Source organism: Aeromicrobium sp. PE09-221, assembly GCF_002174305.1.
Taxonomy (GTDB): domain Bacteria; phylum Actinomycetota; class Actinomycetes; order Propionibacteriales; family Nocardioidaceae; genus Aeromicrobium.
Map to the genome: position 1 here is coordinate 115031 of NZ_MIJB01000024.1, position 24692 is coordinate 139722.

Genomic DNA, 24692 nt, shown 5'->3' on the forward strand with positions numbered 1-24692 from the left:
GGTATCCGCGCGATCAGTTCGAGACGAACAGGTGCTGGGCCGCCTCGGTGTCGATCTCGGCCGTCTCACCCTGGCGCGCGACGATGACGCCGTCGTGGCCGGCCGAGGCGAGGATGTCGTTGCCCGGCAGGGCGCCCACACGCCGCAGGACCGACATGACGGCAGTGTCCTTCTGCAGCTCCTCGGCGATGCGCCGTACCACCAACCGGGTGGGCTCGGAGGATCCGGCGATCGCCTTGGGGAGGGTCTGCACACCGGCGAGGAAGTCCGCCTCGCCCACCTCCTGACCGAGCTCGGCCAGACCGGGGATGGGGTTGCCGTAGGGCGACTCCGTGGGCTGCTGGAGGAGGTCGATGAGACGGCGCTCCACCTGCTCGGAGATCACATGCTCCCATCGACACGCCTCATCGTGGACGTATTCGATCTCTAGCCCGATCACATCGGTGAGCAGCCGCTCGGCGAGCCGGTGCTTGCGCATCACGCGGGTGGCGAGCGCACGGCCCTTCTCCGACAGCTCCAGGTGACGGTCCCCCTCGACGGTGAGCAGACCGTCGCGTTCCATGCGGGCAACGGTCTGGCTCACTGTGGGCCCGCTCTGGTGGAGACGCTCGGCGATGCGGGCACGCAGCGGTACGATGCCCTCTTCCTCGAGCTCGAAAATGGTGCGCAGATACATCTCAGTGGTATCGATCAGGTCGCTCACCCCTCCATTGTTCCACGTCCCGCCGACAGCGTGTTCCGATGTGCGAACACACCGTCCCGCCGCCACGATGGAGCGATGGCGAACTCGGTGATGTGGTTCCGCAGTGATCTGCGTCTGATGGACCAGCCGGCGCTGCGAGAAGCCGTCGAGGCCGGATCGGACGGCGTGGTTCCGCTCTACGTGCTCGACGACCGGCTGTGGACCTCCGGAGCGGGCGTGCGGACGGCATATCTCTCGCGACTGTTGTCGGAATTCGACGAGCGCATCGGCGGACTGCACGTCGTACACGGTCCTGCGGAGCGTGAGGTTCCGCGCGTCGCGCACGCGGTCGGGGCGAGCAGCGTGCACGTGTCGGCATCCTTCACGCCCTACGGCGCGCGACGGGACGCCAGGGTCGAGGAGGCCCTCGACATCCCGCTCGTGCGGACGGGATCGGCCTACGCCGTCTCCCCCGGCCGGGTACTCAAGGGCGATGGCGAGGGCTACCGCGTCTTCACCCCCTTCTACAAGGAGTGGCTCGCGCACGGCTGGCGCGAGCCGGCGCCTGCGGTACACGACGTGCCCTGGCTGAGGCCGGACGGCCGGACCCGTCGGATCCCCGAGACCGGGCCGCCGGAGGGCGTGACCTTGCCGCCCGTCGGCGAGCGAGCCGCACGCGACCATTGGCGCCGTTGGCTCGAGGACCATGTCACCGACTATGCCGACGAGCGCGACCACCCGGGCCTCGACACGACCTCGCGCATGTCCGTCCACCTGAAATGGGGCAGCATCCACCCTCGCACCCTGCTGGCAGATCTCGGGCCGCTGCGCTCGGACGGCGCCTCCGCATATCGGCGGGAGCTGGCCTTCCGCGAGTTCTACGCCGATATCCTCCACCAACGTCCGGACTCGGCCTTCGGCTACTACGACCGGCGCTTCGAGCACCTCCAGTACGACGAGCCCGGGGACGACTTCGATGCCTGGAGACGTGGGGAGACCGGCTTTCCCATCGTCGATGCCGGGATGCGCCAGCTCCTGGCGGAGGGGTGGATGCACAACCGGGTCCGCATGATCGTCGCGAGCTTCCTGGTCAAAGACCTCCATCTGGAATGGACCCACGGCGCGGCGCACTTCCTCGACCGCCTGGCCGATGCCGACCTGGCATCCAATCAGCACGGGTGGCAGTGGGTCGCCGGGTGCGGCACAGACGCATCGCCCTTCTTCCGGGTCTTCAATCCCGTCACCCAGAGCAAGAAGTTCGACCCCGACGGCGTCTACATCCGGCGGTGGGTGCCCGAACTGGCCGAGGTGCCCGCGCCGGCGATACACGAACCGTGGACGATGTCCGATCCGCCGCGGGGCTACCCCGCTCCCCTGGTCGATCACGCGGAGGAACGACGCGAGGCCCTCCGCCGTTTCGAGGCCCTCACCCGATAGGCGCGGGATCCCGTTACGGTGAGGGCATGGTGACGATCGCGCGGCAGTTCAACGGTCCCCCCGGCTCAGGTAACGGCGGCTATGCCAGCGGCGTGATCGCCGCGGGCCTGGAGCACGACGGCCCGGTGGAGGTGCGGCTGACCACACCGCCGCCCTTGGACACGCCGCTTGCCTACGAGCGTGATCGCGACGAGGTCCGCCTCGTCACCCACGGCGGCGCTCTCGTCGGGCACGCCCGTCCCGGTGGGTTCCTGCGGGAGGCACCGCGCTTCGCGTCGGCGGACGAGATCGAGGCGGGAGCCACGAGCTATCCCGGCTTCGTGCACCATCCCTTCGATATGTGCTTCACCTGCGGGACGCAGCGCGGTGACGGCGACGGGCTGCGCATCTTCTCCGGTCCCATCGACGATGGTCTCACCGCGGCTCCCTGGGACGCGCACGAGAGCTTCGCCGGCGAGAACGGCACGATCGACGAGCCGGTGACGTGGGCGTCCCTCGACTGTCCCGGCGGGTGGGCCGCGGACTTCTCCCAGCAGCCGATGCTCCTCGGCACCATGACGGCGGAGGTCTACGCGGCCCCGGCGGCCGGTCAGCGGTACCATGCGGTGGGACAGCTCGACCGGCGCGAGGGCCGCAAGTTCTACACCTCGACCGCGCTCTACACGCCCGAGGCTCAGCTCGTCGGGCGTGCCGAGCAGGTCTGGATCGAGATCGACCTCGGCTGACGGATCAGCGGGCCAGGGCCGCCCGCAGCCGCGCGGGATCGACCCGCCAGAAGTCGTGCTGGCGTCCGTCGACGAAGGTGACCGGCACCTGCTCGCCGAAGCGGCTGACGAGCTCAGGATCGGTGTCGATGTCGATGCGCTCCCAGTCGTCGCCCGTCTCGGCCACGACGGTCGCCACCTGGGCCTCGGCGACCTCGCACAGGTGGCATCCATCCCGGCTGTAGACCACCACGCGCGTTCCTCCCGCGCCGGTCACTGGGTCTCCCGGGCCAGCTCGCGCAACCGCCCCTTGGCCACCTTGCCGGTCGGCGAATGGGGCAGACCTGCGGCGACGACGATGCGCGAGGGCTGCTTGAAGCGGGCAAGGTTCTCACGGCACACGGTCGCGACGGCCTCGATGAGGGCATGCTCGTCGGCAGCCTCGTCCTCGGGCACGACGAAGGCCACCACGGCCTCACCCGTGTGCTCGTCGGGCATGCCGACGACAGCGACTTGCGCGACCCCCGGAGTGTGCGCCGCGATCTCCTCCACCTCGGTCGGGTAGACGTTGAATCCCGAGACGATGATCAGCTCGCGCAGGCGGTCGACGAGGGCCAGCGCGCCGTAGGCGTCGATGATGCCGATATCGCCGGTGGCGTACCAGCCGTCGTCGCCCGGTCCACCGGCACCGTCGGGCCAGTAGCCGGAGAAGAGATTGTCGCCGCGGATCCATACCTGCGCGGGGTCCCCGGGGTCGGCCTGCTGTCCGAGCGAGTCGCGCACCTCCACCTCCACGCCGGGCACCGGCCAGCCCACCGTGTACGGCTCGCGTGGAGCCTCGCGATCGACGAGGGTCGTGGTGACGACGGGGCTCGCTTCGGTCAGTCCGTAACCCTGTTCCACTCGGTGGCCGGAGACCTCCTCGAAACGCCGCGCGAGATCCGGGTCGAGGGCGGCCGCACCGGACAACACCACGCGTACCCCGGTGAGCGCCTCGCGCACGTTCTCGCGGCGCGCCCAGGCCGCGATCACCGGCGGAGCCACCGGCACGACCGTGATCCCCTCGTCGGCGATGAGGCGGAGCACGGCATCGGGGTCGAAGCTCTCGACCAGCACCACCCGGGCCCGCTCCCGGAGCGCCTGGCCGAGCACCGCGTTGAGACCGTAGACGTGGAAGAGCGGCAGCAGACCGAGCACCGCGTCCCCCGGACCGATCACCGGGGGCTCGATCCGACCCACCTGCTCGATGTTGGCGATGAGGGCCCGGTGGGTCAGCTGGACGCCGCGAGGCAGTGCCGAGGCACCGGACGTGTAAAGCACGACGGCCAGTGACTCGGCATCCTGCGGCGCCACCGGCACCTGCCCGGAGCGCTGCTCCTGCAGCGCGTCGAAGGTCAATTCACCGGTCTCGGCCGCGACCCGGTGCACGGCGATGACGGCACCGGCGGTCTCGGCCTGCCGGACCTGTGCGGCGGCCGCCGCGTCGGCGACGACGACCTTGGGCTGGCAGTCCGCGACGATGCGGCTGATCTCCCGTGCGGGTGCCTGCGGATTGATCGGGACGGCCACGAGTCCACCCCGCAATACCGCCAGATAGGCCACACACAGGTCGATGCCGTTGCTCATCACCAGGGCCACGCGGTGTCCCGCGACCAGGCCCTGTCCAAGGAGGGTCTGGGCGACTCGATCAACCCAGGCATCGAGCTCGGCCCAGGTGAGTTCGCGGCGGCTCCGGGGCTCGCTGAGGGCGCTCTCGTCGGGCGACCGACGGGCGGCATCACGCAGATAGTCGCTCAAGTTCACGGGCACATGTCGAGTCAACCACATCCGTGGTCTTCGCCGGCCCGATACGCTGTGCTGCATGTCACCGGGCCGCCGCGAGATCCCGCGCAATCTCCAGGCTCGCTCCGTGCTGGCAGGTCAGGCGGCCGCCGCCTCGCCGGAGGTGGAGCGTGCCCTGGCCCCGGTGCTCGACCCGCACACCGCGGCCTTCTTCGATGTCGACAACACGATCATGCAGGGCGCCTCGATCTTCCACCTCGCACGAGGTCTGCACCGGCGCGAGTTCTTCACCACCCGCGATATCGCCGCCGCGGTCTGGAAACAGGTGTGGTTCCAGTATGTCGGCGGCGAGCGCAGCGATCACATCGACGACGCCCGGTCGTCCGCCCTCTCCTTCGTCGCCGGCCATCGGGTCGACGAGCTCCGCGAGATCGGCGAGGAGGTCTTCGACGAGTTCATGGCGATGCGGATCTGGCCCGGCACCCGGGCCATCGCGCAGTGGCATCTCGACCGGGGGCACCGGGTCTGGCTGGTCACGGCGGCCCCGGTGGAGGTCGCCGAGGTGATCGCCCGACGGCTCGGGCTCACAGGCGCGCTCGGCACGGTGGCCGAATCGGTCGACGGCGTCTATACCGGGCGGCTCGTCGGCGAGATGCTGCACGGCGAGGGCAAGGCCGTCGCCGTGCGAGGGCTCGCCGCGGCGGAAGGCCTCGACCTCGATCGCTGCTATGCCTACTCCGACTCCAGCAACGATCTGCCGATGCTCGAGCTCGTCGGCCACCCGTGCGCCGTGAACCCCGACGCGCGGCTCCGGGCCCATGCTCGGGGACAGGGGTGGCTCATCCGCGACTATCGGGTGGGACGCCGCTTCGCGCTCACCGGCGTCAGGACTGCGCTGGCGGTCCTCGCGCTATGGGCGACGGTCGCCCTCGGCCGCCGTCTGTATCGCCGGTCTTTTTCGTGACATCTGCGGTGTCACACCGTAGAGTCAGGGCAGTTGCGGGAGGGAAACGTGACCGAAGCGAGGCATCCGATCGGCGTCGCCGTCCTGGCGCCGCCCTTCGACGTGTCCGCCCTCTGGATCGCTCTCGCCCAGATACGCACGGGAACGGGACACTCCTCCCGCACGCCCCCGGGCTCGGACGATACCCACGCCGAGCGGGTCCATGCCCTGGTCGAGCTCGCCCGAACCGGAGATGCCGAGGCCTTCGGACAGCTCTACGACATCTATGTCACCACCGTGTACCGCTATCTCTACTACCGCGTGGGCTCTCGGCAGCTGGCTGAGGACCTCACCAGCGACACCTTCGTCCGCGCGATGAAGGCGGTCGGCCGTTTCACCTGGCAGGGCAAGGATTTCGGCGCCTGGCTCACTACGATCGCGCGCAATCTGATCGCCGACCACTACAAGTCGGCCCGGGTCCGGATGGAGCTGACCTCCGATATCGTGCCCGAACGTGGGCCGGCCGCCGAAAGTTCCGAGGACGAGGCCCTCGAGCACCTCAGCGATCATGCTCTCCATCACGCGATCAGCGAGCTGTCCTCCGAGCAACGGGACTGCATCGTCATGAGATTCCTGTCCGGTATGACGATCGCTCAGACCGCCGCGGCCCTCGATCGGAGCGAGGGCGCCGTCAAACAGTTGCAGCTGCGAGCGCTGCGCAATCTCGCCAAGAACGTGCCCCCGGAGCTGCGCCCTCAGCCGTAACCTTCGCCGAACTCCGTCGTTAGATCACTTCAGACGATCCGAAAGGCCCCCGCCCCGTGTTCATCCGCCGCCGCGCCGCCCAGGCCTTCGCCGATGCCTGGGGATCGCGTCGTCGCCCCGACGACGCGGAGATCGGCGCGCTCGTGGCGCTGGCGCGGCGATTAGAGGTCAGCGCGACGGCACACCCCGATCCGGCCTTCCGGGAGGGTCTGCGTGAGCAGCTGATAGCCGCGGCCGGGCAGACGATGGTCGCCGGGCCCCCTCGCCGCGTGGTCGAAGGACAGCCCGTCAGCCCCGGACGCCGCAGGGCTCGCTGGGCGGGGGCCGTCGTGGCTGCCACGCTGGCGCTGGTCGGCTCGGTGAGCGCCAGTGCGAGCGCCGTTCCCGGCGACATCCTGTATCCGGTCAAGATGGGCACCGAGCACGTCGAGCGCACATTCGCCGGCGACGATAAGAGCCTCGGCCGGCTCTATCTCACGCAGGCCGGCACCCGGCTGGGCGAGGCCGAGGTCCTCGGTCAGCAGAGCAATACGAATGCGCGGACGCGGGTCAGCTCGGCATTGGAAGCCTTCTCCGACAGCGCCGAGCGCGGCTCGGCGCTCTTGCTGGGCGGCACGAGCCGCCAGATCGATCCGACCGATGCCGAGTACGTCGCTGCTTTCGCCGAGGACTCCACCCTGCGACTGAATGCGCTCCTGGAGCGCCTGTCACTGGCCGATCGTGCCAGCGCCGAACGCGCGGTCCGCACCCTCGCCGATCTGGGTGTCGACATCGGGACCGTCTGTCCGGAGTGCACCGGAGACACCGAGCGCGTCGCCGAGTCGGTCGACAACCTGCTCTCCGATGTTCAGCGCACCCTCGCCGAGGGTGGGCCTGGCGCGACCACGGAGGACGCCGGCCGCACCGGACAGCCGTCCGAGGGGGCCGGGCAGTCCGGCACCATCGGACGCGACGGCTCCCCCAGCGGTGGGGACTCCGGGTCCTCGGAGCAGCCGCGGCCGCGGACCACGGCTCCGCCCATCGAGAGCCTCCCGATCATCGCGCTCCCCGAGGCCAAGCCGCCTTCGAGCGTCGGTGACGTTCTGTCGCCGGTCGTCGGCGCGGTCTTGGGCGATGATCGCCAGGAAGGCCTCGTACCGAGTGTCCTGGGCGTCTTGGGACTGCGCCGCTGAGCCAACCCGCCGGATACGCCCTAGATGAAGGGGTTGCCGCGGTCGCTGAGAAGCGCGTAGAGGTTCTGCTGGATGGTCTCGCGCACCTGATCGGTCACATTGAACAGCAGCATCGGGTCATCGGCCGCCTCGGCCGGATAGGCATCCGTACGGATCGGCTCACCGAACTCGATGATCCACTTGCTCGGCAGCGGGATCATCCCCAGCGGGCCCAGCCAGGGGAAGAACGGCGTGATCGGGAGGTACGGGACCCCGAGCAGCCGTGCGAGGGACGGGATATTGCCCACGAGCGGGTAGATCTCCTCAGCCCCCACGAGCGACACCGGGATGATCGGCACCTGAGCGCGCATCGCCGCGGAGACGAAGCCGCCCCGGCCGAAACGCTGCAGCTTGTAGCGCTCGCTGTACGGCTTGCCGACCCCCTTGAAGCCCTCCGGCCACACAGCTGCCAGCTCCCCGCAGGTGAGCAGTCGTTCGGCATCATCGGCACACGCCAGGGTCGCGCCGAGTTTGCGGGCGAGCTGACTCACGAAGGGCAGCGCGAAGACCAGATCGGCACCCAGGGGCCGCAGTGACCGCTGAGCGTGCTTGCGGACCGCGAAACCGGTGATCACACCGTCCACGGGCACCGTGCCCGAGTGATTGCCCACGAGCAGCGCTCCACCCTCGGACGGGATGTTCTCGATGCCGCGGACCTCGAGCCGGAACCATTTCTCGGCGATCGGCTCGATGAGATGGTCGAGCAGGGCGACGACCTCGGGGTCGTATCCGAAATCGTCGACCGCGTAGTCGCCCGAGAGACGGTGCGCGAGCCCTGCGGTCAGCCCCTGGAGGCGTTCCTCCCAGTCTTCTCCCAGCAGCCGTTGAGCACCGCTCAGCAGGGCGCTCAGCAGCTCCTCCAGGCGTGGCTCGTGTTGCTCGTGGTCGTGTCCGCTCGCGCCCGATGCGGTCTCCTCGGCAGCAGCCGCGGCGGCGGCCGCGTCGTCATCGGTCACCGATCGCAGCCGAGGACGCTCACCCCCGTTCTTCTTGCGCGCGGGACCAGCGGGAGCGCCGCCTGCGAGGTCGCGCGCCGCAGCGGAGGGCGAGGTGCGTCGATTGCCGCGCCCCGGTCGTCCCGCGGAGCCGATCGTGCGTAAGTCGTCGTTCATCGCACCCCCACGTGCAGAAGACCAGGACGCAGAGCGCCGGCGAAGGAGGCGAAGGTCTGTCGCGTGGAGTGACGGATCTCGTAGCCGAAGATGTCCCGCAGCGCGGTGGTGTCGACGACGCGCCCGTAGGTCAGCAGTCGATGAAGATCGGGGCTGGTCTCGGTCCCGACGAGCCGGGCGACGCGCGTGAAGGCGCTCCCAAGACCGACCGGCGGCAGCGGCACAGTGGGCTTGCCAAGCAGACGGGCGCACTGTGACAGCAGCATGATGCCGTCACCGGCGACATTGAACGTGCCGGGACGGTCATGGCTCGCGGCCTGCCGGACGACCTCCATCGCATCGGCGAGGTGCAGGAACTGCAGTCGCGGGTCGAAGCCGAGCACCGAGGGCAGCACTGGCCCTCGGAAATAGGCGGCCAGCGGCGCACTCGATCGCGGTGAGAGGATCTGGGACATCCGCAGGATGGTCACCAGCACATCGGGGCGGCGACGAGCGAAACCGCGGGTGTACCCCTCGACCTCGACGGTGTCCTTGGGGTAACCGGAGCGGATCCCGCCCCGTGCGGTGCCCGATTCGGACCAGACGGCAGGGTCGCGCGGTGAGGTGCCGTAGACCGCCGTGGATGATCCGAGCACGAACTTGCGCAGCGTCTCGCTGCGCTGGCAGGCCGCGAGGACCTGCATCGTGCCGATGACATTGAGCTCCTTGGTCGACCTGAGCCGACTGGAGGACGGTGCTACCCCGAGGTGGACGACGGTGTCGACGTCCTCCACGGCGAGCACCTTGCCGATGACGGGTGTGCGGATGTCCGCGCGGATGAACTTGACGCTGCCCAGCTCATGTGAGGGGAGGGTCGTGTCGACGCCGACCACCTTCTCGATGCCGGACTCCGCACCCCGTTCGGCGATCAGCCGGGCCGTCCGGGCCACCGCACCATCGGCGACACCCGTGACGAGGACGACCCTGCTCATCGGGTCGTGCTCTTACTTGCCGAGCTTGCGGCGCTGGACGCGCGTGCGCTTGAGCATCTTGCGGTGCTTCTTCTTCGACATGCGCTTGCGGCGCTTCTTGATGACAGAACCCACGATTCACCTTTGGTCGGTTGGGAAAAGAACGATCGCTTCAGGATACGACGCACCGGCAAGCTCCCCTCATCCGGCCTGATAGAAGGACTTCTCCAGATACTCGCGCAGTGCCTTCTCGGTCACCCGGAAGGAGTGTCCGACCCGCACGGCGGCGAGCTCACCGGAGTGGACGAGGCGGTAGACCGTCATCTTGGACACACGCATCTGCTCGGCGACCTCTGCGACCGTCAGGAACTTCGGTTCTTGTGCCATCGGACACCATCCTCATGAGGGGGTGGGTCGAGCCTAGTGGAGAACCGGGGAGCAATTAAAGAAGAAGGTCTCATCTGAGTCCCCGGGGATCAGTACAGCGGGTCGAGTCCGAGCAGCGGGAAGATCTCGGTGCGGGTGGCGTTGACCGAGCGATCGAGCCAGCTGGCTGGGTCGTAGCCCTCCTCCCAGGGCCGGAACGCCGCCCGGCGCCCGTCGGTCATCCGAGACGGGGCGGGCTGTCCGCGCAGGCGCTCGACCTCGGCACGCCAGTGCTCCGGCGTCTCGGTCGCGGGGTCCAGTTCCCTGCCCGCGACGATGGAGAGCAGGTGCGCCCAGGCGCGCGGGACGACGTCGATGACCGCGTAGCCGCCGCCTCCCATGGCGATCCACTTGCCGCCGGTGATCTCATCGGCGAGGTCGCGCACGGCGAGATAGGAGGCGCGCTGACCGTCGACGCTGAGCATGAGATTGGTGAGCGGATCGTCCATGTGCGAATCGCAACCGTGCTGACTGACGATGATCTCGGGGCCGAACTCTCGCACGATGGCCGGGACGACCGCGTGGAAGGCACGCAACCACCCGGCATCGGAGGTGCCGGGCGGCAGCGGGACGTTGACGGCCGAGCCTTCGGCTCCCGTGGCCCCGATCTCGGTCGAGTAGCCGGTACCCGGGAAGAGCGTCTGGGGCGACTCGTGCAGGGAGATGGTGAGCACGCGGGGATCGTGGTAGAACATCGCCTGCACGCCGTCACCGTGATGCGCGTCGACATCGATGTAGACGATCTTCGATGCTCCGTGGTCGAGCAGCCAGCGGATGCCGACGGCGACGTCGTTGTAGATGCAGAAGCCGCTCGCACGACCCGGCATCGCGTGGTGCAGACCGCCGCTCACATTGATGGCGCGCTGACGCTCACCGGTCCAGACGAGGCGTGCGGCCTCCGCGCTGGCCCCGGCGATGAGCGAGCTGGCCTCGTGCATGCCGGCGAACAGCGGATTGTCCTCGGTACCGAGTCCGATCGACGGGTCGGCGTGCGTCGGGTGCTTGCTGAGCTTGAGAACCTTCTCGATGTATTGCGGGGTGTGCACCTCGGCGAGCTGGTCCTCGGTGCAGGCGCTGGCCCCGACGATGTCGAGGTGGTCGAGCACCCCGAGCTCCTCGGCCAGCTGCATCGTCAGCTTGACCCGCACGGGGGCCATCGGGTGCGAGGGGCCGAAGTCGTAGTCGGTCAGCCGCTCGTCGAAGACGACGGCGGCGCGATCGGACTCCGAGAGCGTCATGACCCGCCCTGGGACAACTCGTGTGCGCGGGCGGCGCACGCGGCGACGCCCGCGCGGAGCGCCTCTCCCGCGCCTTGCTCGTCGAAGGTCGTGATCGCGGCGTGGGTGGTGCCGTTCGGCGAGGTCACGCGGCGACGGAGCTCGGCGGGCGACTCCTCGCTGTCCGCGAGCAACGCCGCGGCACCGATGAGGGTCTGCTGGGCGAGCTGCCGGGCGGTCGCCTCGTCGAGCCCGGCCGCGACGCCTCCGTCGATCATCGCCTCGGCGAGGTAGAAGACATAGGCCGGTCCGGAGCCGGAGACGGCCGTCACGGCATCTTGTCGGCTCTCGTCGACGACGGCGACCTTGCCTGCGCCTTCGAGCAGTTCGACGACGAGGTCGAGCTGCTCCGAGCTCACGCTGGAGCCGGGTGAGACACCGAACATGCCCTGGCCGATGACGGCGGGGGTGTTGGGCATGGCCCGGACGACGGCGATGCCATCGGGGAGGCGGCTCTCCATGGTGGCGGTGGTGACCCCTGCCGCGACAGAGACCACCACAGCATCGGAGCGCACGGCTCCGGCGATCTGCTCGGCCACCTCGGCGACCTGGTGTGGCTTGACGGCGAGGACGACGACATTGGCGCCCGTCACGGCGGTCTCGGCATCGGCACTGGCGATATCGTAGCGGTCAGCGAGTTCAGCGGCGCGTTCGGGGCGCGGCTCGCTGACAGTGATCCGGTCGATGCCGGCGGCGTGCCAGGCGGCGATGAGCGTCTCGCCCATCACCCCTCCGCCGATCACGGAGATGCGCAGTCCAGAGCTGCGCTCGCTCATGCCGCCACCGCCTGAAGAAAACCCACGATAGGCCGGTGACGGCATGAGGTGGACTCCAACGGTCGCTCGCTGCGCTCGCTCATGCCATGAGACTAGTATCACGTCCCGCTGAGCCGGTCAGCAGGGCAAGGCTGCGGCGTGGAGGCGGGCGAATGCGAGGGCTTCGAGGAGGTCGTTCTCCCGTCCCTCGGGACCCGTGGACTTGCGGGTGTTGATCTCGACGACGACCTGTCCGTCGAATCCGTTGGTCGCCAGTTCCTCGAGAAGCTGCGCGCAGGGCTGGGTGCCGCGACCCGGGACGAGGTGCTCGTCCTTGCCCGAGCCGCTGCCGTCGGCGAGGTGGATGTGGCGTAGGCGCGGGCCGAGCTCGCGGGCCATCGCGAGGGGGTCGGCGTGGGCGGTGGCGCTGTGCGAGAGGTCGAGGGTCACGTGGGCGTAGTCGTGGAGGCGCGGGTCCCAGCCGGGGGCGTAGGCCTGGAACTCGCGCTTGCCACTGCGCCAGGGGTACATGTTCTCGACGGCGAAGACGAGATCGTACTTCTCCTCCAGATCGCGGATGCCGTCGACGAAGCCGCGAGCGTAGTCACGCTGCCAGCGGAACGGCGGGTGCACCACGACGACCTCGGCGCCGACCTCCAGAGCCATCTCGGCGCTGCGGTGCAGCTTGCCCCATGGGTCCAAGCCCCACACTCGCTGTGTCAAGAGCAGACAGGGGGCGTGGATCGAGGTGATGGGGATGTCGTGCTCGTCGCTGAGCGCCTGCACGGTATCGATCTCGGTGCTGATCTCGTCGATACCGACCATGACCTCGACGGCGTCGTATCCCAGTCGCTTGGCGGCGTCGAAGCCTGCCGCCGTGGAGTCGGGATAGACCGACGATGTCGATAGCGACACCGTGATCGGCTCGTGGTCATTCACTCCACCAGGCTAGTCCTTCATCGGTCACGGCACAGGCGGTACTCGCCTGGACAACGCGAAGGCCGTGCGCCCCGGAGGACGCACGGCCTTCGTGCTCAATCAGCTACCGGATCAGGCGATATCGCCCAGACCGCGGCGGCGACGGATCTCCATCGCGGCTCCACCGGCGGCGAGCAGCGCTGCGCCACCGAGGATGTACGGCAGCATCGCTGCGATACCGGTGCGCGGCAGGTCGTCACCCGGGCCGGGGGCGGCCGCGTCCTCGAGGAGGGCGAAGCTCACACCGGCGTCATTGGACTGCTCGTTGACGGTCTGCACGGCGCGCAGCGTGTAGTCGCCCGCCGCCAGTCCGTCCTCGAAGGCGACACTCCACTCACCGTTGTCGACGGTGGTCTCACCGATCTCCTCGTCGTTCAGGAAGACCGTGATGGTCGCGTCGTCGATACCGGTGCCCTCAGCGCCCGTGGGGGCGGTGGCGGCGCGGTAGCTGACGCCGTCCTCCGGCGTGGTGATGACCGGGGCGTCCGGGATCACCGTGAAGCTGCTGGAGGTGACAGCGGACTCATCGCCGTCGACGACCTGGGTGGCGCTGACGCGGTATTCACCGGGGCCGAGGTCGACCTCGACCGACCAGTTGCCCTCATCATTGACGGTGGTGGTGCCTTCGGCGTCGCCGGCGACCGTGACCTCGGCGCCCGGCTCGCCGGTGCCGGAGATCGCGCTCACGCTGCCGACGACGGTCGAGCCGTTCTCAGGAGCGGTGATCGCGGGTCCGGTCGCGGCAACCTCGACGCTGAAGTCGACCGTGTCGGAGGTGTCGAAACCGCGGGTGGCGGTCAGGCTGAACTCGTAGGTACCGAGCTCCTCGGGAGCGTTGAAGGTCCAGTTGCCCTCGCCGTCGATGTCGACGGTCTGATCCTGGCGGCCCTCGGAGGTGATGGTGAGCTCGCCGTTCGCGGGGCCGGTGCCGGTGATGGCATCGCCGCGGCCGACCGTGCCGCCGTCCTCGGGGGACGTCAGCGCGGGCTCGTCGAGATCGAGAGCGACGGTGTAGCCGTCGAGCTGCGCGAGGCCGCCCTGCAGGTCAGCGCCCCAGACCATCAGCTCTCCGGTGTCGGTCTCGCCGCCGCCGGAGAGAACGCCGACCGCGGTCTCACCGCGGACCATTGAGCCGCCGGAGTCGCCGGACGTGGCAGCCATGCCGAGCACGCCGAAACCGTGGACCCAGCGAACATCCGAGGGATCACCGGGCTTGGAGATCTGCGCCCAGCCGTCCTCGATGACGACCTGGCCACTGGAGGGCTGCGTGGAGCGGCCCGAGCGGTTGATCGTGTCACCGATGCTGGCGGTGCCGACGGCCTTGACGGGCGTGGTCGACGCAGCGAGGTCCGACGTGTTGGACCAGTCGGTCACCTCGGGAAGGAGGTTCAGCTCGTCGTTGGTGACGTCGTAAGCGGCGATGTCGACGCTGGAGGGATCGTTCTCGGCGCCGGCCGTATTGCCCGGGCCGCCGTACTGCGAACCGCCGAGGACTCCGAGGGGATGGAGGATGCCGACCTCCGAGTTATCAGCCTCTCCGCCACCCGCCGGATCGCCCGAGGGGACCGTGAGCGCAGCGTCAGTCGCATTGTCATCGTCGGTGCAGTGGCCTGCGGAGATGATGGCCGGGTCGCCCTCAGCGCTCCAACCAGTGAAACCGACGGAGCAGAGACCGCCCGAGTCGGATCCCGGTGCAGCTGCGAAGTAACCAGCCCCGCCAACGACATCGGTATCAGCGAAAGCGGTGAAACGGTCGGGCACCACGAAGACGTCGACATTCTCGTGCGCGGCCGCCTCAGCAGCGGCGCCGTCGAGCTCTTCCTCCGCCTTGTCGGTGACCAGCACGACCTTGCCGGCTTCGCCCTGCCCGATCGCCTGGATGGAGTCGTCACCCGAGAGGGCACTCATCAGACCGGTGACGGTCGGTGCGCCTTCCTCGCCGGAGGCCGCCGTCGCGGACAGCACCCCCGTAGTGAGGGTCAGGGCCGCCACTCCGAGGGCCGCGACACCTCGCTTCATGTGGATCGACATGCATTTCCTCTCCTGCTGGCACCCCGCAGCGTCCCCGTCGTCCGGTCCCCGAGTGCAAGCTTCTCTGTCACAAACGCACTCAACCTATCTGTAACCTGAGAAAAAGTCACACCCGCCCGGGTGGAACGATCGGGAGGAGCCCTGATGTCAATGCTCACGATGGGCCGTGTCGCAATCGTTATGGTTGCTCTCATGGTCGTGTCGGCCTGCGGTAACAGCGAGACCAGCGGGGGTTCAGCCGATCCACAGGCGACGTGGGGAGTGAAGGCTGAGCGTTCTCCATATCTTGAGATCGCGGATGGCGAGGTCACAGGCAGCGACGGTTGTAACAGCCTTAGCGGAACCTACGAACTGGAAGGCGATGAGCTCACGTTCTCGATGAAGATGTCGACCATGATGGCCTGCCCCGGTGTCGATCCGTGGCTGGCGAAGCTCAAGTCCGCACGCGTCGACGGCGACGTCCTGGTGGTTTTCAACCGTGAAGGCGAGGAGATCGGAACGCTGGACCGCACCGCCTGAGTTATTCGGTGAGGATGGTGTCGGTGATGAGCCAGTGTTCGCCGTCGCGGGTGGGCAGGGCTGCTCGGAAGGTCTTGCGTTGGTGGTGTTTCTTGCACAGGCACCAAGTGTTGTCTCCGGCGGTGGGTCCGTCAGGTACCGGGATGCGGTGATCGATCTCGCATCGTGACCCGCGTACCTGGCAGCCCGGATATCGGCAGGTGCCGTCTCGGAATCTGATCGCATTACGCAGGTGGTCGGGTGGGTATCTGCCGGTGTAGACGGTCTGGAGGATGTTCTCCCCGGTGTCGTCGACCAGGAGCCGGTACCAGAACGGATTCGCGCTGATGGCGAGTTCGCGGACGAGGCTGGCGGGGATGGTCCACTCACGATCCGCGCTCACACCCGGCTGATCATCCACACCCGCCAACGTGGAGGCGGGAACCATGACCCCGATCGTCACCGCCGGCGTCTTTGCGCCGTCGTGGGCCGGGTCGATCTCGGTCAACGCTCCCACGAACAGATCGGCACGCCGCTGATCCAGCGTCCGATCATCCTGAGGATCACAGATGGCTTTCGCGGCACGATCCAGCCGCGCTTCGATATCCGCAAGGATGATCGAGGGCAGGTGATTCGCGTACAAGTCACCTGTGCCGTCTTCGTGGTGGGTGACGCGGATGGACCGTTCGGCGTAGATGGCCTCGTAGCGTTCCGCGGCGTGCTCGGGTTCTGCCATCGCCACCCGACGCTTCAACCACGACCGCAACTCACCCACCGTGTGCAACTCGGCATACGCTGCGATCCGCTCATCCAGCCGCTCGAAGGATTCAGCGTGGTCGAGCTTGCCCGCCTGGCGACCAATCTCAGCGACCTGCTGACCATCGACCCGGCCCTCACCGAACGCAGCCCAGGTGTGCGGCAGGTTGTCCCGGACGGTCTCGGCCTCACAGACCCGGTTCTGCACCTGATGTTCCGACCAATTCAACGCCTGCGCCACCGTCGACACCCGAGCCGCGAACTCATACCCCGACGCCTCCAAACCACCGACATACTCCAAGATGCCGTCGACCCGGCGAAAGTCAGCGACCGCACTCTCCCGACGCACACCAAGGAGCTCAACGAGCCCGACATCCGAGGTAGCAACGACCGACATGCTCACAATCTATCCGCCACCACCGACACTTTTGGCACAACGAGCGTCCCATGCGCCCAATGCCTCATCGGGCAGGTAGGTTACGACCTAGTGAAGCAGAGCCGTATTCCAGCAACTCCGATAAACACTCCTACTATTGCCAGACCCCACATCACCCAGGGAGGCTCCGAGCCCCCGCCAGATATAATGCCAACACCTGCGACAACGATCAAACCCAGACTACACAGCGCTAACGCCGCGCCGGAGATGCGACGTCTCGACTCCATTAGAAACACTCCTCTCCGATGAAATCGATGGTCCCCGGCAGCACGTAAGAAGATGCGAGAAATCCAGCTGCGCCCCAGCCCGCGCCCACACCTGAAATCATGGAGGCGAAGCTACCAGCGAAGCCAATACCGTTAGCTACACCTCGGAGAGACGCATCGAAACAAGACAGACCCGTGGGGTCAACGTTGTTGATGGGGTCGCCCGCGGCGTAGAGGTACGGGTTCTGCTCCTCTCCGGCAGGGTCCATTTGGGTGAAGGTTCCATAGCCGGGCTGGTAGTACCTTGCCCCGAGCTTGAGGTTTCCTCCGAGACCAGCCTGAGCCCCGACGAAGCCGGAAAGCGAGTCCGGAGCCGGGGTGGCGCGTCGGCTGCCATAGGGTTCATATGCGTAAATAGCCGCCGCACTTCCGTCCGCGTTCAGTTTCGCGGTGGTGGAGTCCTGATGATCTCCCACCAGATATTCAGTCCCCGAATCACGAGAGATCGACACCGCGCGCCCATCAGGCAAACGCGTAATTGACTCGTGAAGCTCCTCTGAAACAGGATTTGATTCAGTCAGGCGCAACGCTAGACCACCGAAAGATTCAGCCTCGAACCTGGTCCTCTCGACCGTCCGCCCCAGGTTCGAGTATCGAGTCCAGTCTTTGACGAGTGATGTGTTGCTGCTGTCGATATAAGCGGCCGCTGTCGGGACTGCTCCGCCGGTCCCGAACACACGCGTGGCCGAGAGCTGATTGGCAGCGTTGTAGATCATGTCCCCGGAGGCCGTCGAACCCTCCATGTTTCCCCTATCGTCATATTGCCGGACGACCGACGGGTTGCCGCCCGGATCGACGACCTGATCCGCCTCGTTGTACGTGGTCGTCGCACCTCCGGACTTCGTTCTATTGCCGTTGAGGTCGTATTCGTAGGTCCAATGCTCACCACCACTCTCATCAGCGTCGATGAGTCGACCCAGGCTGTCATAGGCGTAGCTGATCGTCGAGCCGGTCGGGGCGTGGATGCCGACGTGATCGGTGCGGGCCTGGATCTTGCTGCGGTCCACCCCGTCGTCATCGAAGGAATACGAGTAGTCCGACACCGCCTCCCCATCGCCGTCGACTGAACTGATGCGGATCGGACGGGAGGAATCGTCATACTCCTTGCTGATGCTCGCGCCACCCGGCAGGGACCGGCCCGTCTCGTTGCCGTTGTCGTCATAGGTGAAGGTCACCGATCCACCAGGATCCGTCAGCTGGGTAAGCTGGCTCGCCGCGTCGTAGGCGTATGTACGAGCGCCCGTGACTCCGTCATCATGGCTCGTCATGTTCCCTCGCGAGTCGTACTCCATCGCGATGGTCACATCGAACTCGGACCCGTCCGAAGGAACGCGCGTCTGCACCGACGTCGTGTTGCCGCGGGTGTCGTAGCTGTGGTCACGTCGCGACTGGACCCCATACGCTCCACCACCGATCGGCTCCCCCGACCGCACCTCAGCGGTCAGCTGACCGTCGTCATCGAAGTCATAGACCGTGTCGGACTCCCAGGTCCCCTCACCGGCAACCTCCTCGGTCTGCTGAACCAGGCGGTCCGCTGCGTCGTAGACGTAGCCGATGACCTGATCGCCCTGCTCCGTCTTGGTGACCCGCCCGACGGAGTCGTAGCCGTACGTTGTCGGCGCGACAGGCCCCGGGGGTGTGACGGTGGCGAGATTGCCGTCGCCGTCATAGGTGTACTGCGTGGTGTGGCCGTTGCCATTGGTCGAGGAGCACTGCTGGCCCTGCTTGCCGCCGCAGCTCGCACCGTCGATGCCGTGGTGCGTGTAGGACAGCTCCTGGCCGCCGGACCCGTTCGTCGTGTCGGTCTGATTCGTGAGGTTGCCGGGCCCGTCATAGGCGAAGGTCTTCTGATTCCCCTCAGGGTCGGTCGAGCACGTGACCAGATGCGGATGACCTGAGGTCGGAGAGGCACAACCGTCCTCGATGCCATACGTCGCATTGGCCGCAGCGCCGGTCGGCAGCTGAACCTGTGTCGGGTTGTTGGCATCGTCGTAGCTGTAGCTGGTGACATTGCCCTCGCCCGTACCACCACCCAACGCATCGGTCTGCGTCGCGACCTGCGAGTTGGGTGTCCACTCCTGCGAACGTGTGCGTCCCAACGGATCTGTCACCGAGGTCACCCGGCCGTCGTCATCGAGCTCGATGGTCGAGTCGTTGCCATCCGGGTCGGTCAACGTCGTCTGCCCCGCGGCATACACGAAGCTCGTCGTAGCGGCCGTGCTGTCCGGGTCGCCGGACGTGAGATGACGGTGGACCGCGCTGACACGATTCCGATCGTCGTACCCGAACGAAGTCACCGAGCCTTCTGCCGTCGTGATGCTGGTGAGACGTCCGGCATCGTCGTACCCGTAGTGGCGAGTCCCGCCATCCGCGCCCTTCACGCTCGTGAGCCGCTGGTCGTCGTCATACCCGAATTCGAACACCCGGCCTGCCGGATCGGTGATCTTCGAGACCCGCATGCCGGTGTACTCATAGCTCGACACACGTCCGGCCGCGTCCGTCACCGAGGCGACGCGGTTGTTCGCACCGTATGCATACGTCAGCGCATTGCCGTTGCGGTCCTCGTTGCGCAGCAGGAATCCGCCCGCGGTGAACACCAGCCGCTCGCCGTTCTGGCGATAGGTCATCACCCATTCGCCGTTGTCCTGCTGGGCGAGATCGGCCTGTAGCCCCGGGGGCGTCTGCCAGCCGCCGTCGGCCTCGGTGAAGTGAGCCCGGAAACCCGACGGAGCCCGGAAGACCACCGCCGTCGGACCGACCTCGAGACCGATGTCATGTGCCGCCGAGATCGACCACTTCGGCCCGTATCCGCCGAATCGGTCCGACAGACCGTTGTAGAACCGATCCAGGGAGAGCCCGATGCCAGGACCGTTGATCGCCAGATCCTCCGCACGGACCACCAGGTTCCCGTTCCCGAGGTTCACCGCCGCGGTATGGATGTCGTCGAGGCCGAACTCCTCGAACCCGTAGTGCTCCTGCACCCCCAGGCCGGGAGCCGCCACCTCGTCATCACCCGCCGACAGGAGGGACTGGAGCTCGGGCTCGTCCTCCACGACCTCCTCGACGATCAGATCCGCTGACCACTCACCCTCCGGGACGTCGCCGACCGGCTCGCGGTTCACCTCAGAAGGCGCTTCCCATACCGAGGAGGGACGCTCACCGCCTCCCGGCTCGGCGACCGCCGGCACAAAGACCAGCATCCCACCGATCGCCACGGTCGATCCGGCAACAACACCGATGAGACGTGCGCGCACAGCGGCACCTGCCGATCCCCCACCAGGTGCCTCGCGCCTCGCGAGCGACCTGGTGCCGAACGACGCTGCTACTGGGCTGAACAACGCCACTAGCTCGATCGGATCACACTGGGATCGTCCTCCGCAGGAAAATGGACGAAAGAAGCCAGAAGATCTCGTCCGCCCGGATCAGAGGTGGTCGAGGTGCTCGATCAAGACTCCCTCACGCAGGGCCCACGGGCAGATCTCCAGCTCCTCGACACCGAACAGATCCATCGCCGCCTCCGCCACGACCGCTCCCGCTCGCATCTGATGGGCACGATCCGCCGTCACGCCGGGGAGGGCAGCGACCTCATCGGGGGTCATCGTGGCCAGCTGATCGACCAGCGGGCCCAGCCGCTGCAGGGACAGAACCCGTCGGACGTACGGCCCTTCCGCCGACGGCGCGGCCCCGCACATCCGTGCGAGGGAACGGAAGGTCTTACTGGTCGCGACCGCCCGGTCGAATCCTCCACCACGCAGCAGCGGTCCGGCCGGCTGGCCGATCTCCCTGCGCACCTGGAGCTTCAGCTCGGGCAGCGACACCCCTCGCTCAAGCCGTTCGCGGGTGAGCCGGCCCGCACCGAGCGGCAGCGAGGACACGACATCGGGCTCCTCGTCGGCACCGACCGCCAGCTCCAGCGACCCGCCGCCGATATCGAACACTCCCAGCCGTCCCGACGACCAGCCGAACCAGCGGCGGACCGCGAGGAAGGTCAGCCGGGCCTCGTCCTCGCCCGGAAGCACCTGCAGATCCAGTCCGGTCGCCTCGTTGACCGCCTGGATGACCTCATCGGCATTCACCGCATCGCGGACCGCGGACGTGGCGAAGGCCAGCACCGTGTCGCAGCCCTTCTCGGCAGCCTCATGGGTCGCCTCGACCGCGTATTTCACGAGCCGCGCGACACCCTCATCCGTCACCCGCTGCTCCTCGTCGAGGTGCTCAGCGAGCCGCAAGGGCTCCTTGAAGGAATGCGCGGGAATCGGCGGACCGCCCCGATAGGCGTCCACGATGAGCAGATGGCCGGTGTTGGAACCGATGTCGAGCACACCCATGCGCATGACCTCCAGTGTGACAGCCGGCGCTCCCGGCCACGGGCACCGCGGTCGCCGTTCCACCGCGCCACGCCTTCGAACCTCCTACAGTGGAGTGATGCCGGAGATCGACCTGGGCTTCCCCCGCGCTTTCGTGGAGTTCGCGAATCCCGACGACTCGACCGAACGCTTCCGGGTCGACCTGACCTGGCTCACCTCCCGTTGGGCCTGCATCTTCGGTCAGGGCTGTCCGGGCGTCTACGCCTCGCTCCCCGATGTCGGCTGCTGCGCCCACGGCGCCCACTTCAGCGACGACGACGATGTCACTCGCGTCTCCGACTATGTCGAGGTGCTCGACCCCACCGAATGGGAACTCCACGACGAAGGCCACGAGCGCGGTTGGACTGAGCTCGAGGATGGTGAGCTGAAGACGCGCGTCGTCGACGGCGCCTGCATCTTCCACAACTCGCGGGACTTTCCCGGAGGCTACGGATGCGCCCTGCACGCGCATGCCCTCGCCGAAGGACTCGAGCCGCTGGAGACGAAGCCCGATGTGTGCTGGCAGCTGCCGTTGCGACGCCAGTTCCGCGAGGTCGACCCCGGTGACGGGGACACCTACACCGAGGTGACCATCGGCGAGTACGTGCGAGCCGGCTGGGGCCCGGGAGGCCAGGACTTCGACTGGTACTGCTCGTCGAACACCGACGCCCACGTGGGCGCGGACCCGGTCTTCGTGTCCTACGGCCCCGAGCTCGTCGCGCTGATGGGACAGAAGGCCTACGACCAGCTCGCCGCCCGGTGCGAGCGCTTTCTCGCCGACGGGCGACCCGAACCCCACCCCGCCGACCCCGACTGACACCCACCCGCCCACTTGCCAGCGGTATCCGGTCAACCTCACCGCCCGCCGATGAGGTTGCTGACACACCTCCCGAGCGGGAGAAGGGTCGCTGGCCTACCGCCATCCGCTCGGACTCGCACTAGTCCCGGGACCGTTCGAGACTGAGCCGACCCTAAGTGTGAAGGACTCGATGGACGCCCGTAACAATGCCGTATGCATCTGGACCATGTGACCTTCGCCGCCGGGCCACAGGGCCTCGCCGAGACCACCGCCGAGCTGAGCGAACGTCTCGGAACGCCCTTCCTCGACGGCGGGATCCATCCCCGTTTCGGGACCCGCAACATGATCCTGCCGCTGGCCAACCGCCAGTACATGGAGATCGTCGAGGTGCTGGAACATCCGGCCGCCGAGAAGGCCGCCTTCGGCAAGGCCGTGCGCGCCCGCTCCGAGTTGGGCGGGGGCTGGCTGTGCTGGAGCATCGCGGTCGACGACATCACCCCGGTCGAGCGGCTCATCGGTCGCCACTCGGTCCCCGGCAACCGCCGCCGTCCCGACGGGTTCAACCTGGAATGGCGTCAGATCGGCACCAGCTCGATGGCCGCCGACCCGCAGCTGCCGCAGGTCATGCAGTGGCTGATCGAGCCGGCTGAGCACCCCTCGCAGATGGCACCGGCCGATATCGAGCTGGTGGCGCTCGAGATCGCCGGAAGCCCGCAGCGTGTCTCCGACTGGCTGGACGAGGGCGCGATCAGCGCCCTCGAGCAGATCGAGGTCCGCTGGGTCGCGCCGAATGCCCTGCCGGGCATCACGGTCGCGGAGTTCGCGACTCCCGGGGACACGATCCGCATCTGAGGTCCGGCGACCGGCGTACCGTGGGAGCATGGCGCAGATCGCCTCCCTCGACGGCACTCGCGTCGTCTACGACGACCTCGGCGAGGATCCCGCGCTGATCATCATCGGCGGCGCCCTGAACACGCGCGCCGCCACGGTCGCGGACTTCGTGCTCGGGCGGCCGGCGGAGCGGTAGCTCAGCAACCCTTCCCACCCGGCCCGGGTACGTCATCACCCCTGTCGGTCGCCGATGAGGTTGACCGGGTAGCGCCGCAGGAACGAGATGCTCGACTGTCGGCGGCGGCATCTACGCTGAGAGCCATGGCCAAGACCAAGACCCCGTATGTGTGCGCCGAGTGCGGGTGGACCACCACCAAGTGGGTCGGCCGTTGCGGTGAGTGTCAGGCGTGGGGAACGGTCGATGTCGCGGGAACGGCGACACGCGGCGCACGCACCAACGCGGCCCCGGTGTCGTCCCCGGCGGTGCCGATCTCCGAGGTCGGCGTCGAGACCGCCTCGGCCGCGGGCTCCGGCATCCCCGAGCTCGACCGCGTCCTCGGCGGCGGTGTGGTCCCCGGAGCGGTGATGCTGCTGGCCGGAGAGCCCGGCGTCGGCAAGTCCACCCTGCTCCTGGAGGTCGCGGCGCGGTGGGCGCGTGCCGGCCGGCGCACGCTCTACGTGTCGGGAGAGGAGTCGGCCGCCCAGGTCCGCCTGCGGGCCGAACGCACCGGAGCCGTCCATGACGAGCTCTTCCTCGCCGCCGAGACGGATCTCGGTGCTCTGCTCACCCACATCGACCACGTCAAGCCGAGTCTGTTGATCGTCGACTCGGTGCAGACCATCGGCTCCTCCGATGTGGAGGGCGTCCCCGGCGGTGTGACCCAAGTCCGCGAGGTCGCCTCGACCGTCATCGGCCGGGCCAAGGCCGAGAGCATCGCCACGCTGCTCGTCGGCCACGTGACCAAGGACGGCTCCGTCGCCGGCCCACGCGTCTTGGAGCATCTGGTCGATGTCGTCCTCCAGTTCGAGGGTGACCGCACCTCGCGCCTGCGGTTGCTGCGCGCCGTGAAGAACCGTTTCGGGCCGGTCGACGAGATCGGTTGCTTCGACCTCGTCGACCACGGCATCATCGAGGTGCCCGATCCCACCGGTCTGTTCGTGTCCCGCCATGAGCGGCCGGTGCCCGGGACCTGTGTCACCGTCACCATGGAGGGCCGCCGGCCCCTGCTCGCCGAGGTCCAAGCGCTCACCGTCGGGGCCACCACCCCGTCGCCGCGCCGCACCTCCAGCGGTCTCGACTCGTCACGGATCGCGATGGTGCTGGCCGTGCTCACCAAGCATGCGAATCTCAGACTCGGCGATGTCGATGTCTACACCGCCTCAGTCGGCGGCGCGCGCCTCCACGAGCCGGCGGTCGACCTCGCCGCCGCACTCGCCACCTATTCGGCGATCGCCGACACTCCCCTCCCCCCGCAGCTCGTCGCGATCGGCGAGGTCGGACTGGCCGGCGAGGTGCGCGCCGTCAACAACACCCTCGCGCGCCTGCGCGAGGCCGCCCGCATCGGCTTCACTCATGCGATCGTCCCGGACAACACCGAGGACCTCGACGCCGTCGGCGGGCAGCTCGCCATCGCCCGGGTCTCCCATATCTCGGCAGCCATCGCCGCCGCCCGCAGCGGCTCGTGAACCCCGCCCCCTCCGTCGGGG

24 protein-coding genes are annotated in these 24692 nt (G+C 67.9%); 10 read left to right on the forward strand and 14 right to left on the reverse strand.

Features of this window, described 5'->3' with window-relative positions; translation table 11 throughout:
• Positions 1 to 13 precede the first annotated feature (13 nt).
• Complete coding sequence (locus BHE97_RS13060; protein ID WP_087624479.1) at positions 14 to 703, reverse strand: metal-dependent transcriptional regulator; 690 nt, start codon at positions 701 to 703, stop codon at positions 14 to 16.
• A 75-nt stretch (positions 704 to 778) separates the two neighbouring features.
• Here BHE97_RS13060 and BHE97_RS13065 point away from each other — a divergent pair, with 75 nt between their 5' ends.
• Both BHE97_RS13065 and BHE97_RS13070 read left to right on the forward strand, forming a co-directional pair.
• Complete coding sequence (locus BHE97_RS13065; RefSeq protein WP_087624480.1) at positions 779 to 2119, forward strand: deoxyribodipyrimidine photo-lyase; 1341 nt, start codon at positions 779 to 781, stop codon at positions 2117 to 2119.
• A 26-nt stretch (positions 2120 to 2145) separates the two neighbouring features.
• Positions 2146 to 2844, forward strand: a complete 699-nt coding sequence (locus BHE97_RS13070; protein ID WP_087624481.1) for a hypothetical protein — start codon at positions 2146 to 2148, stop codon at positions 2842 to 2844.
• A 4-nt stretch (positions 2845 to 2848) separates the two neighbouring features.
• Here the strand turns inward: BHE97_RS13070 and BHE97_RS13075 are convergent, their stop codons facing one another.
• Together BHE97_RS13075 and BHE97_RS13080 are read right to left on the reverse strand one after the other, a co-directional pair.
• Positions 2849 to 3076 (reverse strand): glutaredoxin family protein, encoded by a 228-nt coding sequence (locus BHE97_RS13075; RefSeq protein ID WP_087624482.1) that lies wholly within the window; start codon positions 3074 to 3076, stop codon positions 2849 to 2851.
• 20 nt (positions 3077 to 3096) lie between these two features.
• Positions 3097 to 4632 (reverse strand): AMP-binding protein, encoded by a 1536-nt coding sequence (locus BHE97_RS13080; protein ID WP_087624483.1) that lies wholly within the window; start codon positions 4630 to 4632, stop codon positions 3097 to 3099.
• Positions 4633 to 4684: 52 nt separating this feature from the next.
• Between BHE97_RS13080 and BHE97_RS13085 the strand changes: the two genes are divergently transcribed.
• Genes BHE97_RS13085 through BHE97_RS13095 form a run of 3 tightly spaced genes read left to right on the forward strand, consistent with a single transcriptional unit; the run spans position 4685 to position 7485 of the window.
• Positions 4685 to 5569 (forward strand): HAD-IB family hydrolase, encoded by an 885-nt coding sequence (locus BHE97_RS13085; RefSeq protein ID WP_087624484.1) that lies wholly within the window; start codon positions 4685 to 4687, stop codon positions 5567 to 5569.
• A gap of 48 nt (positions 5570 to 5617) precedes the next feature.
• Positions 5618 to 6313, forward strand: a complete 696-nt coding sequence (locus BHE97_RS13090; protein ID WP_087624485.1) for a sigma-70 family RNA polymerase sigma factor — start codon at positions 5618 to 5620, stop codon at positions 6311 to 6313.
• Positions 6314 to 6369: 56 nt separating this feature from the next.
• A complete protein-coding gene (locus tag BHE97_RS13095) occupies positions 6370 to 7485 on the forward strand; it encodes a DUF5667 domain-containing protein (RefSeq protein WP_087624486.1) in 1116 nt (371 codons plus the stop codon).
• 20 nt (positions 7486 to 7505) lie between these two features.
• On the opposite strand, the gene BHE97_RS13100 is transcribed toward BHE97_RS13095, so the two are convergent.
• The 8 genes from BHE97_RS13100 to BHE97_RS13135 all read right to left on the reverse strand — a co-directional run bounded on the left by BHE97_RS13100 (position 7506) and on the right by BHE97_RS13135 (position 15053).
• The gene (locus BHE97_RS13100) at positions 7506 to 8636 is read right to left on the reverse strand and encodes a lysophospholipid acyltransferase family protein (RefSeq protein ID WP_087624487.1); all 1131 of its coding nucleotides are present in this window, start codon (positions 8634 to 8636) and stop codon (positions 7506 to 7508) included.
• Complete coding sequence (locus tag BHE97_RS13105; RefSeq protein ID WP_087624488.1) at positions 8633 to 9607, reverse strand: NAD-dependent epimerase/dehydratase family protein; 975 nt, start codon at positions 9605 to 9607, stop codon at positions 8633 to 8635. Before BHE97_RS13105 ends, BHE97_RS13100 begins: the two co-directional genes overlap by 4 nt.
• A 12-nt stretch (positions 9608 to 9619) precedes the next feature.
• On the reverse strand, positions 9620 to 9721 hold the full coding sequence (locus tag BHE97_RS13110) for an AURKAIP1/COX24 domain-containing protein (protein ID WP_012359487.1): 102 nt from the start codon (positions 9719 to 9721) through the stop codon (positions 9620 to 9622).
• Between the two features lie 66 nt (positions 9722 to 9787).
• Positions 9788 to 9973 (reverse strand): helix-turn-helix domain-containing protein, encoded by a 186-nt coding sequence (locus BHE97_RS13115; RefSeq protein WP_087624489.1) that lies wholly within the window; start codon positions 9971 to 9973, stop codon positions 9788 to 9790.
• An 89-nt stretch (positions 9974 to 10062) separates the two neighbouring features.
• The gene (locus BHE97_RS13120) at positions 10063 to 11250 is read right to left on the reverse strand and encodes an acetoin utilization protein AcuC (RefSeq protein ID WP_087624490.1); all 1188 of its coding nucleotides are present in this window, start codon (positions 11248 to 11250) and stop codon (positions 10063 to 10065) included.
• Entirely contained in the window at positions 11247 to 12065 is an 819-nt protein-coding gene (proC, locus tag BHE97_RS13125; RefSeq protein WP_087624491.1) for a pyrroline-5-carboxylate reductase, read from the reverse strand. The genes BHE97_RS13120 and proC overlap by 4 nt, the downstream gene beginning before the upstream one ends.
• Before the next feature lie 117 nt (positions 12066 to 12182).
• Positions 12183 to 12983 carry a sugar phosphate isomerase/epimerase gene (locus BHE97_RS13130; RefSeq protein WP_087624492.1) on the reverse strand — a complete coding sequence of 267 codons (801 nt, stop codon included), beginning with the start codon at positions 12981 to 12983 and terminating at the stop codon, positions 12183 to 12185.
• A gap of 111 nt (positions 12984 to 13094) precedes the next feature.
• Positions 13095 to 15053 (reverse strand): S1 family peptidase, encoded by a 1959-nt coding sequence (locus tag BHE97_RS13135; protein WP_087624493.1) that lies wholly within the window; start codon positions 15051 to 15053, stop codon positions 13095 to 13097.
• Between the two features lie 144 nt (positions 15054 to 15197).
• Between BHE97_RS13135 and BHE97_RS13140 the strand changes: the two genes are divergently transcribed.
• Entirely contained in the window at positions 15198 to 15572 is a 375-nt protein-coding gene (locus BHE97_RS13140) for an META domain-containing protein (RefSeq protein ID WP_201791438.1), read from the forward strand.
• A gap of 1 nt (position 15573) precedes the next feature.
• Here the strand turns inward: BHE97_RS13140 and BHE97_RS13145 are convergent, their stop codons facing one another.
• From BHE97_RS13145 to BHE97_RS13155, 3 genes are all read right to left on the reverse strand, one after another.
• Positions 15574 to 16704 carry an HNH endonuclease signature motif containing protein gene (locus BHE97_RS13145; RefSeq protein ID WP_087624494.1) on the reverse strand — a complete coding sequence of 377 codons (1131 nt, stop codon included), beginning with the start codon at positions 16702 to 16704 and terminating at the stop codon, positions 15574 to 15576.
• Positions 16705 to 16969: 265 nt separating this feature from the next.
• Positions 16970 to 20263, reverse strand: a complete 3294-nt coding sequence (locus tag BHE97_RS13150) for an RHS repeat-associated core domain-containing protein (protein WP_087624495.1) — start codon at positions 20261 to 20263, stop codon at positions 16970 to 16972.
• A 168-nt stretch (positions 20264 to 20431) separates the two neighbouring features.
• The gene (locus tag BHE97_RS13155; RefSeq protein ID WP_087624496.1) at positions 20432 to 21343 is read right to left on the reverse strand and encodes a Ppx/GppA phosphatase family protein; all 912 of its coding nucleotides are present in this window, start codon (positions 21341 to 21343) and stop codon (positions 20432 to 20434) included.
• 91 nt (positions 21344 to 21434) lie between these two features.
• On the opposite strand from BHE97_RS13155, the gene BHE97_RS13160 reads away from it, so the two are divergent.
• The 4 genes from BHE97_RS13160 to radA all read left to right on the forward strand — a co-directional run bounded on the left by BHE97_RS13160 (position 21435) and on the right by radA (position 24671).
• Positions 21435 to 22172 (forward strand): hypothetical protein, encoded by a 738-nt coding sequence (locus BHE97_RS13160; protein WP_087624497.1) that lies wholly within the window; start codon positions 21435 to 21437, stop codon positions 22170 to 22172.
• Positions 22173 to 22367: 195 nt separating this feature from the next.
• Positions 22368 to 23006, forward strand: a complete 639-nt coding sequence (locus BHE97_RS13165) for a VOC family protein (protein WP_087624498.1) — start codon at positions 22368 to 22370, stop codon at positions 23004 to 23006.
• Between the two features lie 28 nt (positions 23007 to 23034).
• On the forward strand, positions 23035 to 23181 hold the full coding sequence (locus BHE97_RS20155; RefSeq protein WP_170931414.1) for a hypothetical protein: 147 nt from the start codon (positions 23035 to 23037) through the stop codon (positions 23179 to 23181).
• A 125-nt stretch (positions 23182 to 23306) separates the two neighbouring features.
• Positions 23307 to 24671, forward strand: a complete 1365-nt coding sequence (radA, locus tag BHE97_RS13170; RefSeq protein ID WP_087624499.1) for a DNA repair protein RadA — start codon at positions 23307 to 23309, stop codon at positions 24669 to 24671.
• Positions 24672 to 24692 lie beyond the last annotated feature (21 nt).